We start from the raw sequence: 7732 nt of genomic DNA on the forward strand, positions 1-7732 counted from the left end.
GGGGGCTTCCGGACTGGCCATCATCGAGACGTCGGCGTTGACGGATTTCGCAGGAGCGAATCAGTCGCAAACGCGTGTCATTCAAGTTCCGTCGGTCCTAGGAACCGACAATGAAGCTCCGTCAGAACATCCGCCACTTCGCGGCGAAGAAAGCGCTGACGATGCCGGTCGTCGGCGACATCGCGACGGACAAACTGACCGACCTCCACGTCCGCGTGTTCGGCGAGAAGGCCGACCCCGAGCACCGCGAGGAGCGCGAGCCGCACATGGAGACGTTCTTCGAGCTGACCTTCGACACGTACGTCCGCGCGCTCGAAGAGGGATACACCGAGGCGAAGGCTCGCGAGATCACCCACATCCAGGCGAACTTCGACTTCTACAACCACGGCTGGACGGAGATGATGGAGTTCCCGGTCGAGGAACTCGAAGCCCACTACGAGCGCTACGAGGAGTTCTTCGAGCGCTACGACATCGACATCGCGAACCCGCTCGGGGACTTCCGAACGAAGGAGGTCCCGGACGCGCCGGCGACGCCAGAACGGCTCGACGACCCGGAGCACCCCCACGCCGAGGGCGGCTTCGCGGACGACGTCTACGTCGAGGGCGAGGACGGCGAGCTCCGCGTCGGCGGCCGCGAGGAGCCCGACGACGTCGACGTCGGAATCGCGCCCGGCTTGCAGGACGTCGACGGCGACGCCGAGACCGACGAATCCGAAGCGTAACTCAGCGTTCCGGCTCCGCTTTCAGCGACGCGTCGATCCGGTCGGCGACTTCGTAGCCCGCGACGACGCCGCCGTTGAGCGACCGCTCGGGGTACTGCGCCGCCGAGGCCATTCCCGCGTAGTAGACGTCCTCGCCGACGCCCTCGTCGAGGTGGTACGGCACGACGAGGTCGCGGTAGCCGCACTCGTAGATCGGCGCGGCGCGGGGGTTGCGCGCGATCCGGAACTGGGTTATCGAATCGCGGTCGAAGTCGGGGAACATCGACTCGATCTCAGCGAGCCACGTCTCCCGCACCTCGTCGTCGTCCATCCGCCACAGTTCCTCGTCTGCGTCTTGGACGTACGAGGCGACGTAGAGGAGGTGGTCGCCGCCGTAGCGTTCGCGCTCGACGAAATTCGTGTGCTCGATGAGCGCGCCGAACGGCGCGTCGTGGGCGACGTTCAGCCAGTAGGTGTCGAGGAGCGACTCCTCCATCGTGACGAGCCCGCAAATCGCGCCTTGGAAGTCGATCTCGCACGTGTACCCCGTCAGCGACTCCAGCACGTTCGGCATCGTCGCGACGACGGCCGCGTCGACGTCGTGGACTGACCCCCCTCCCTCGGCATCGACCGTCAGCGACTGCACCCGGCCGTCCGCGACCGTGAGGTCCGTCACGGGCGCGCCGGTGGTGATGTTCTCCCGGCCGACCGCGTCGACGAGCGCGTCCAACAGGACGCCGAAGCCGCCGTCGAAGTAGCCGAGGATCTCCCCGCGCAGGAGGTCGCGCTCGCCGCGGAAGCGGACGCGACCGAGGAACCAGGCCGCGGAGATGTCGTTCTTCCGGTCGCCGTACTTCCCGTCGAGGAGCGGGTCGACGAAGTTCTCGTAGACGCTCTTCGTCGTGTGTTCCTCGACGAACTCCCTCACGGTGACGTGCTCGTACTCCGCGAGGTCGTCGTAGGCATCGAAGTCGGGGACGAGGCCGCGGACGTCGATCCCCTGCGTGAGCATCCCCAGCCGGAACTTGTCGTAGAGGCTCATGTGCGGGTACGCGAGGATCTCCCAGGGCGTGTCGAGCGGGTGGACCACGCCGTCGACGTAGTAGCCGTTGGTGCCGACGCGCCACTCGATCCGCTCTTCGAGTCCCAACTCCGCGGCGAGGTCGACGATCGTCTGCTCGGACTTCGAGAGGTGGTGGTAGAACTGCTCGATGTCGTCGCCGGCGGTCTCGTAGGTGGCCGCGAGCCCCCCGAGTTGGTCTGCGGCCTCGAACACCCGTACGTCGTGTCCGCGCTGTTGCAACCGATAGGCGGCCGCGAGTCCCGCGATCCCGCCGCCGACGATGCCGATCATACGCGCCCTACACGGGTCGTGGGAATAGTGCTTCTGTTCGGGTCGCGGAAATCGTCGCCGCTCGGGGTGGGAATCTCTCCCCAATCGCCGCTCCCTCGTTCGCTACCTTTTTACCGCCGTTGGGCAATCTGACGCGTATGCAGACGGTCAGGGCCCCGGCGACGAGCGCGAATCTCGGGAGCGGATTCGACGTGTTCGGCGTCGCCCTCGACCGTCCCGCCGACGTCGTCCGCGTCGAGAAGGCCGACCGGACGACGATCGAGATGACCGGCGTCGGGAGCCAGTACATCCCTGAGGACCCCGAAAAGAACGTCGTCGGCGCGGTCGCGGAGGCCCTGGACGCGCCGGCCCACATACAGATCGACAAGGGCGTTCGCCCCTCCTCGGGACTCGGTTCCTCGGCGGCCAGTTCCGCGGCGGCGGCCGTCGCGCTGAACGCGCTCTACGACCGCGGGCGCTCCCGGGAGGAACTCGTTCCGATCGCCGCGGAGGGCGAGGCGGTCGTCTCCGGGGAGGCCCACGCCGACAACGTCGCTCCGGCGCTTCTCGGCGGGTTCACCGTCGCCCGCGGCGACGCGGTCACGTCGGTCGACGCGTCGATCCCGCTGGTCGCCTGCCTCCCCGAGATCGCGGTGTCGACTCGCGACGCCCGCGGGGTGGTCCCCGACTCGGCGTCGATGGAGGACATTGTCCACACCGTGGGGTCGGCGGCGACGCTCGCGGTCGGGATGTGCCGGGACGACCCCGAACTGGTCGGCGTCGGGATGGACGAGCGCGTCGTCACCCCCGCTCGTGCGGCACTCATCACCGGCTACGACGCGGTTCGGGAGGCCGCGCTCGACGCGGGAGCGGCGGGCGTCACCGTCTCCGGTGCCGGTCCGTCGATTCTCGCTCCCTGTCGGGAGTCCGATCGGCGGCACGTCGCCGCCGCGATGGTCGACGCCTTCGCCGACGCCGGCGTCGAGTCACGCGCGTACCAGACGCGCGTGAGCGGCGGGGCGACGCTGTACGAGTAATCGGAGCGCTACGCGCGTCGAACGAGATCGCGAAAAGACAGTGTTCGTGAGCGGGTCGTCGGTCCCGAGTTCAGACGCCGCGGCCCTGCAGTTTCTCCTCTTCGGGCAGGCTCGTGTTGGCCTCGCCTTTCATCCCCGCGCCGAGGTTCGAGGCGATCGCCGCGAGCTCGTCGGGGTCGTCCCAGTTGTTGACGGCCTCGACGATGGCTCGGCCCATGGCGGGCGGGTTCTCCGCGCCGAAGATGCCGGAGCCGACGAAGATCCCGTCGCACTCGTGGTGCATCATCAGCGCCGCGTCAGCGGGCGTCGCGATGCCGCCGGCGGCGAAGTTCACGACCGGCAGCCGGCCCATCTCGGCGGTCTCGTGGACGAGTTCGGCGGGTGCCTCGTGCTCGCGGGCCCACTTCTCGAGCTCCTCGTGGGTCTTGCCCTCGAGTTCGCGGATCGCGCCCTTGATGTTGCGCTGGTGGTGGACGGCCTGGTTCACGTCGCCGGTGCCCGCCTCGCCCTTCGTGCGGATCATCGCCGCGCCCTCGTCGATCCGGCGGAGCGCCTCACCGAGGTTGCGCGCGCCGCAGACGAACGGCGCGGTGAAATCGCGCTTGTCGATGTGGTAGCGCTCGTCGGCGGGCGTGAGCACCTCGCTCTCGTCGATCATGTCGACGCCGACCGACTGGAGGATCTCGGCCTCCTTCGTGTGGCCGATCCGGGACTTGCCCATCACCGGGATCGAGACGGCGTCGACGATCTCCTTGACGTCCGCGGGGTCGGCCATCCGCGCGACGCCGCCGCGCTTGCGGATGTCTGCTGGAACGGCCTCGAGCGCCATCACCGCGACCGCGCCGGCCTCTTCGGCGATCTTCGCCTGCTCGGCGTCGACGACGTCCATGATGACGCCGCCCTTCTGCATCTGTGCGAACCCGCGCTTGACGAGGTCGGTCCCGCGGCGGAGTTCGGAGAGATCAGTCGCTTCGGACATAGCGAGTAATTGCGGTCGGACGCACTTAAACCGTTTAGTCACGCTTCCGCCGCGCGGAAATCCCGAACCGGCACCACTTTTTCGTCCGCATCCGAGCCTCGGGTATGGCACCGTCTCGCGCCCTCTCGTCGCTCGTCGCTCTCGTCTCCGGCGAGGGGCTCCCGGAACCGGAGGGGCTCCCGCGGTGGCTCGCGCCGCTGCCGACGTGGATCGAAAACCTCGGGCTCCGGCTCGTCTGGGTCGTCGTCGCGATCAACCTCCTCGGCACGGCGTTCGGCTTCTGGTACTACGGCTTTCACCCGCTGCCGCTGTCGGACCCGCTCGTCACGTGGCAGTTCGCCGCCGAGCCCGTGGTGATGTGGCCGCTCGTCCCCGACAGCCCGATGGCGACGCTCTTCATCGCCCTCGCGTTCGCGAGCTGGAAGCTCGGGCGCACCAACGAGTACCTCGCGGCGCTCGCGTTCTTCGGCTGCTGGAAGCTCGGTCTCTGGACGCCCTACGTGCTCGCGGTGTTCTCCGAGGCCTTCCTCCAGACGACGTGGCTCCCGCTGTACGTCTTCCTGTTCGTGAGCCACCTCGCGATGGTCGTGCAGGCGTTCGTCCTGCACCGGATCGCCGACTTCCCGGTCCGTGCGGTCGCCGTCGCGCTCGCGTGGTACGCGCTCAACGACGTCGTCGACTACTTCGTTCCGATCGTCGGCGACCCGCATCACACGTCGCTGCCGCTCGCCGACGGCACGGTCCTCGACGTCGCCGGCGGCACGACGGTGCTCCAACTGGCGGCCGCCGGGGCGGTGCTGCTCACCTTCGCGGCGACCTTCTTCGCGCTCGCGACGCGGGTGAAGAAGCTCGAACTGCGGCTGTGGACGGAGTGAACCCCTCCGGCGGCTCACGCTTTTCCCTCAGCCGTGCGTCTAACCGATCGATGACCGACCTCTTCGACGCCGTCGCCGACCTCCCGCTGTCGATCGGCTCGACCGACCGGACGCGACGCGAACGCGACACCTCGAGCGGATTCGTCCGAACGACGACCACGTTCCACCTCTCGGGGCCGTCCCCGGCGAAGACGGACCCGCGCGAGGAACCGCACGTCGGCCGCGGCGAGGACGTCACCTACGACACCGAGGACCACGACGCCCTCGCGGACGCGCCGCCGTTCGATCTGGCGGGGGAGTACACGTTCGCCGAGTTCTCCGCGCACCTCGACGGCGTGGACCTCTTCCCGACGAAACCGCCGGAACGGGAGGCGTCGCGCCACTACCGCCGCTGGGCGGTCGAGTCGGCGGCGCTCGACCTCGCGCTCCGACAGAACGGGCTGTCGCTTTCGGCGGCCGTCGACAGAACGCCCGATCCCGTGCGGTTCGTCGTCTCCACGCGGCTGGGCGATCCGCCGACGACGGAGCGCATCGCGACGATTCTCGACGCCTATCCGGACACCGAGTTCAAACTGGACCCGACGCCCGAGTGGGACGACGCGCTCGTCGCGGACGTCGCCGCGACCGGCGCCGTTCGGATCCTCGACCTGAAGGGGCTCTACGAGGGGACCGAAGTCGACGTCGATCCGGATCCGGCCCTCTACGGACGCCTGCTCTCGGGATTCCCCGACGCCGTGATCGAGGATCCGGCGCTCACCGACGAGACGCGCTCGCTGTTCGACGGCGAGGAGGGCCGGGTTTCGTGGGACTACCCGATCACGGGCGTCGAATCCGTCGAGTCGCTGCCGTTCGATCCCGAGTGGCTGAACGTCAAGCCCTCGCGGTTCGGCACCGTCGAGTCGCTGTTCGCGACGATCGAGTGGGCCGAGGCGCGCGGAGTCAGCCTATACGGCGGCGGCCAGTTCGAGTTGGGCGTCGGCCGCGAACACGTGCAACTGCTCGCGTCGCTGTTCTACCCCGAGGGACCGAACGACGTCGCTCCTGGCGGCTACAACGACCCCGACGTCGCCGGAGACCTGCCGACCAGCCCTCTCGACGCGCCGCGGAACGAACTCGGACTGGGCTGGGAGTAGTTCCCCGCGAGACCGGGCAACGGCGGCCGGGAGTCGAGCCCTACCGCGGCTAGCGTGTCCATACTAACGACGAGGTCGGTCCTAGCGACGGGTATGGCGAACGTACGACGGGCCGCGACCGAGTACGAGATCCGTCGCTTCCGCCCCCGCGACCGCGAGGAGTTCCTGTCGCTGTACGAGACGGTCTGGGGTCGGGCGAAGGGGCGCTCGTGGTTCGACTGGCGGTTCGAGTCGAACCCGTACGCCGAGGACGTCGATATCGTCGTCGCCGAACACCGCGGCTCGATCGTCGGCGCGGAACCGCTCTTGGCGTTCCCGCTGGCCACCGATCGGGGGGCGATCACGGCCGGACAGCCGGTCGATTGGATCGTCCACCCCGACCACAGGCGCCGCGGGTTGTTCACGCGGATGACAGAGGAACTCCTCTCGACTGTCGCCGGGCGGACGCCGCTGCTTTTCAACTTCCCGAGCGACCCGCTCCGCCCGGGGCTCCGGAAGTTCGACTGGACGGAACTCGACTCGGTCCCGACCAGATACCGCGCCCAGAACCTGACGCCCTTCGCACCCGACGGTGACGGACTGGGGGCGCGGGCGGCCGGAGCCGCCGCCCGCGCGGGATCGCCGATGCTCCGAACCGGACTCGGCGCGGTCGAGCGGCTGAACTCGCCGTCGACCGACGCCGACGTCGACGTGACCCGGGTAGACGGGATCGACGTCTCGGCGGTTCGCGCGGTCTACGGGGACACGCGCCCCGACCGGATTCACGTCCCCCGGGCGGAACTGTTTCTCGAGTGGCGGTTCGCGAACCCGCGCTGGCAGACGACCACTTACGTCGCCCGCGAGGACGGAGCGCCCGCCGCGACGCTGGTGGCGGCGACCGAGCGGGTCGGACAGTCGGTCCTCACGCGGATCCTCGACGTGCAGCCGATGACCGGCGGCAGCGAGCGGGCTGACGCGTTCGAGGCCGCACTCGTCGCCTTCGTGAGCGATCACGCGACCGCGGACTGCCTCGAAGCGGCGGCGACGCCCTTCCCCGAGGTGCTGCGACGCCACGGCTTCCTGAGCGACGCCGGGTTCCCGCTCGCCCGCGTCTCGACGCCGACGACGTTCGCCGTCCGCCCGTTCGACGACGTCGGCGATCTGCTCGGGCGCGACGTTCTCGACGGCGACGAGTGGGTTCTCGCGATGGCCGACCGCGACGTCGCGTGAGGAGTGATTACCCAGCTGTGCCGGTCGCTTACGCGTCCTCGAATCCGTCCTCGAAGACGAACGTCCCGTTGCGCTGGACGACCTCGCCGTCGACCTCGATCACCGAGTCCTCGCTCATATCGACGATCATATCCACGTGCTCGGCGCTCTCGTTGCGCTCGTTCTCCTCGCCGACGGTCTCGGGGTACGCCGACCCGACGGCCATGTGCACCGTGTCGCCCATCTTCTCGTCGAAGAGCATGTTGTAGGTGAACTGGTCGATCGCGCGGTTCATCCCGATGCCGAGTTCGCCGAGGTAGCGCGCGCCCTCGTCGGTCTCCAAGATCCCGGTCAGGACCTCCTCGTTGCGCCCGGCGCTGTAGGATTCGATGCGGCCGTCCTCGAACCGGACGCGGACGTCCTCGATCTCGCGGCCCTGCCGGTACAGCGGCATATCGAAGTAGACCTCGCCGTCGACCTCCTCGC

The 7732-nt window shown here is 68.8% G+C and carries 8 protein-coding genes; 5 read left to right on the forward strand and 3 right to left on the reverse strand.

What is annotated here, in order from left to right; genetic code table 11:
• The first annotated feature begins 110 nt into the window (after positions 1-110).
• Positions 111-722, forward strand: a complete 612-nt coding sequence (locus ACP99_RS14285) for a DUF6149 family protein (RefSeq protein WP_049987249.1) — start codon at positions 111-113, stop codon at positions 720-722.
• A 1-nt stretch (position 723) separates the two neighbouring features.
• Here ACP99_RS14285 and ACP99_RS14290 read toward each other — a convergent pair whose 3' ends face one another.
• Positions 724-2055 carry an NAD(P)/FAD-dependent oxidoreductase gene (locus ACP99_RS14290; protein ID WP_049987250.1) on the reverse strand — a complete coding sequence of 444 codons (1332 nt, stop codon included), beginning with the start codon at positions 2053-2055 and terminating at the stop codon, positions 724-726.
• Positions 2056-2192: 137 nt separating this feature from the next.
• On the opposite strand from ACP99_RS14290, the gene ACP99_RS14295 reads away from it, so the two are divergent.
• Positions 2193-3071, forward strand: coding sequence for a homoserine kinase (locus tag ACP99_RS14295; RefSeq protein WP_049987251.1), 879 nt, complete (start codon positions 2193-2195; stop codon positions 3069-3071).
• Between the two features lie 70 nt (positions 3072-3141).
• Here the strand turns inward: ACP99_RS14295 and pdxS are convergent, their stop codons facing one another.
• A complete protein-coding gene (gene pdxS / locus ACP99_RS14300; RefSeq protein ID WP_049987252.1) occupies positions 3142-4050 on the reverse strand; it encodes a pyridoxal 5'-phosphate synthase lyase subunit PdxS in 909 nt (302 codons plus the stop codon).
• A gap of 104 nt (positions 4051-4154) precedes the next feature.
• Here pdxS and ACP99_RS14305 point away from each other — a divergent pair, with 104 nt between their 5' ends.
• From ACP99_RS14305 to ACP99_RS14315, 3 genes are all read left to right on the forward strand, one after another.
• Positions 4155-4925 carry a DUF1405 domain-containing protein gene (locus tag ACP99_RS14305; protein WP_049987253.1) on the forward strand — a complete coding sequence of 257 codons (771 nt, stop codon included), beginning with the start codon at positions 4155-4157 and terminating at the stop codon, positions 4923-4925.
• A 50-nt stretch (positions 4926-4975) separates the two neighbouring features.
• Positions 4976-6058, forward strand: coding sequence for an enolase (locus tag ACP99_RS14310; protein ID WP_049987254.1), 1083 nt, complete (start codon positions 4976-4978; stop codon positions 6056-6058).
• 93 nt (positions 6059-6151) lie between these two features.
• Positions 6152-7267 carry a GNAT family N-acetyltransferase gene (locus tag ACP99_RS14315; RefSeq protein WP_049987255.1) on the forward strand — a complete coding sequence of 372 codons (1116 nt, stop codon included), beginning with the start codon at positions 6152-6154 and terminating at the stop codon, positions 7265-7267.
• 28 nt (positions 7268-7295) lie between these two features.
• Here ACP99_RS14315 and ACP99_RS14320 read toward each other — a convergent pair.
• A partial coding sequence (locus tag ACP99_RS14320; protein ID WP_197052472.1) for an aminopeptidase occupies positions 7296-7732 on the reverse strand: 437 nt, incomplete at its 5' end.

The organism is Halobellus rufus (assembly GCF_000739575.1).
GTDB classification, from domain to species: domain Archaea; phylum Halobacteriota; class Halobacteria; order Halobacteriales; family Haloferacaceae; genus Haloquadratum; species Haloquadratum rufum.

Coding starts and splice junctions, on each gene's coding strand:
- ACP99_RS14290 (WP_049987250.1), bottom strand. CDS start 2,055: ATGATCGGCATCGTCGGCGGCGGGATCGCGGGACTCGCGGCCGCCTAT.
- pdxS (WP_049987252.1), bottom strand. CDS start 4,050: ATGTCCGAAGCGACTGATCTCTCCGAACTCCGCCGCGGGACCGACCTC.
- ACP99_RS14310 (WP_049987254.1), top strand. CDS start 4,976: ATGACCGACCTCTTCGACGCCGTCGCCGACCTCCCGCTGTCGATCGGC.
- ACP99_RS14305 (WP_049987253.1), top strand. CDS start 4,155: ATGGCACCGTCTCGCGCCCTCTCGTCGCTCGTCGCTCTCGTCTCCGGC.
- ACP99_RS14315 (WP_049987255.1), top strand. CDS start 6,152: ATGGCGAACGTACGACGGGCCGCGACCGAGTACGAGATCCGTCGCTTC.
- ACP99_RS14285 (WP_049987249.1), top strand. CDS start 111: ATGAAGCTCCGTCAGAACATCCGCCACTTCGCGGCGAAGAAAGCGCTG.
- ACP99_RS14295 (WP_049987251.1), top strand. CDS start 2,193: ATGCAGACGGTCAGGGCCCCGGCGACGAGCGCGAATCTCGGGAGCGGA.